The sequence below is a fragment of the Komagataeibacter intermedius TF2 genome, assembly GCF_000964425.1.
GTDB classification, from domain to species: Bacteria; Pseudomonadota; Alphaproteobacteria; order Acetobacterales; family Acetobacteraceae; genus Komagataeibacter; species Komagataeibacter intermedius.
In genome coordinates this window covers 1-1,652 of record NZ_BANF01000232.1, presented here as the reverse complement: position 1 = coordinate 1,652, position 1,652 = coordinate 1, and the positions used below count along the sequence as shown (strand labels likewise).

1 protein-coding gene and 1 pseudogene are annotated in these 1,652 nt (G+C 70.9%); both read left to right on the top strand.

The window, feature by feature from the left end; genetic code table 11:
* Window positions 1–758 (top strand): hypothetical protein (locus tag B7449_RS21150; protein ID WP_209426769.1); only part of this gene is annotated, 758 nt, incomplete at its 5' end.
* A gap of 321 nt (window positions 759–1,079) precedes the next feature.
* Window positions 1,080–1,652: pseudogene (locus tag B7449_RS16600) on the top strand (hypothetical protein); the annotation flags it as partial.

Here is a 1,652-nt window from a genome sequence, read left to right as displayed (position 1 = left end):
CGGGCGACAGGGCAGACCCGGCACGGGCCAGCCGCACCCGTTCCGTGTCCGGGGCCACGTCGCCAGCCCTGTCACGGGCCATGCCGCATACTGTTGTCCCCCGTGTCGTCCTACAGACACAGGCCATGACGGCGCGGATGGCGGCCATCGCCGCGCGAAACGGCAGCGCCCCGCGCGATCCTGCGCCAGTGCTGACCCGTACGGCGCGGCCCCCCGTTCCCGCCACCGTGCCCGGGACAGGGCGGGCAGGGAACCGCCCGGCCCGGTTCCCGCGCCCGGACGGGGTGGCAGGCCGGTTCACGCGCCTGCTATTCGACCGGCAGCCTGCGGATCAGGCCACCGTCACCATCGCCCGGCCCGTCATGCCCGGCCTGCCCGTCGCCCGCGCCATCCGGGGGGAAACCATGCCCATGCCGGGTGGGCCAGGCAGCCCCCGCAGGGCGGGCCTGATCCCGCATGTCGCGCGGGTGCGGGGCGTTGCCCCATTGCGCGTCCCGCCGGAACCGGTCACGCGGGGCAGGCCACCCTTCATCAACCCCGCCCCGATGGAGCGGACCGGCAGCGTCCCACCCGCCCCGTGCGGCGACAGGCCGCCGGTCGTGCAGGTCACCATTCCCGTCACGCTGGACCACCAGGCGGTGGGGCAGGCCATGGCCCGGATCGACACTGCCGCCGCCCGCCACGAACTGCGTGCGACCGGCACCGCGCCCGACGTCATCCGCTATGCGCAGATGCCGGGCCGGGCGGTGGGAATCTGATCGCCGCAGGCGGCAGGCAGGACGCCAGGGGGAACAAAAAGAAGTTTCCGGTCGGCGTCCTCCGGAGCGTCCCGAAACAGGCCTCGCCAGAAATATCCTTATGAGTGCCGGGTATTTTCCGGACATTCCCTGCCGCAGCCTGACGGGCGGGGCGCGCCGCATGCTTCCAGCCTGCACGATCTGGCGTTAGACAGGGGCAATGATGGCATGGCTGCGCGATACCGCGCGCCACGGCCCGTTTCCCCCATTCCCGTTTCATATTCTTCATCCCGCCCACGCGCCGCCCGCGGGCAGTGGCGCGCGGGGCGGGGGAGGCCACTGATGTCCCTGACCCTTATGAACGCGCAGACCGCGATCGGCTCGATCGGGCGGCTGTGGGCGTCGGCCCCCGTGACCATTGGCGGGCTGACCCTGACCGGCATGGAGGTGCCGCACCTGATCCGCGATGGCGGCGCCCAGCAGGTTGCCGTCCACCGGCTGCCCGGTGGCAACAAAATCATCGACGCGGTGGGCAACGACCCCGACCGGCTGGAACTGTCGGGCACGTTTGTCGGTCCCACCGCCATCGAACGGGCATGGATGCTCAGGCAGATGCGCATTGCGGGCCAGCCCGTGGCCTTTAGCGGGGCAGGGCTGTCGCTGCTGGTGCGCATCGTGCAGTATTCATACGACTACACGCAGAAGGGTATCGTCATTCCCTACCGGCTGGTGCTGGAACAGCCCCCGCAGGTGGCCGCGACATCCGGCGTCACGTCGGGGCTGTCGGCGCTGGTGGGTGATGATGCGGGGTCCGCCCTGTCGGGCCTGACCGGCGCGCTGGATGATGTCGCGACCATTGCGGGCAACATCACCGGCCAGCTTTCGACCGTCATGGGACAGGTCACGCCCATTGCC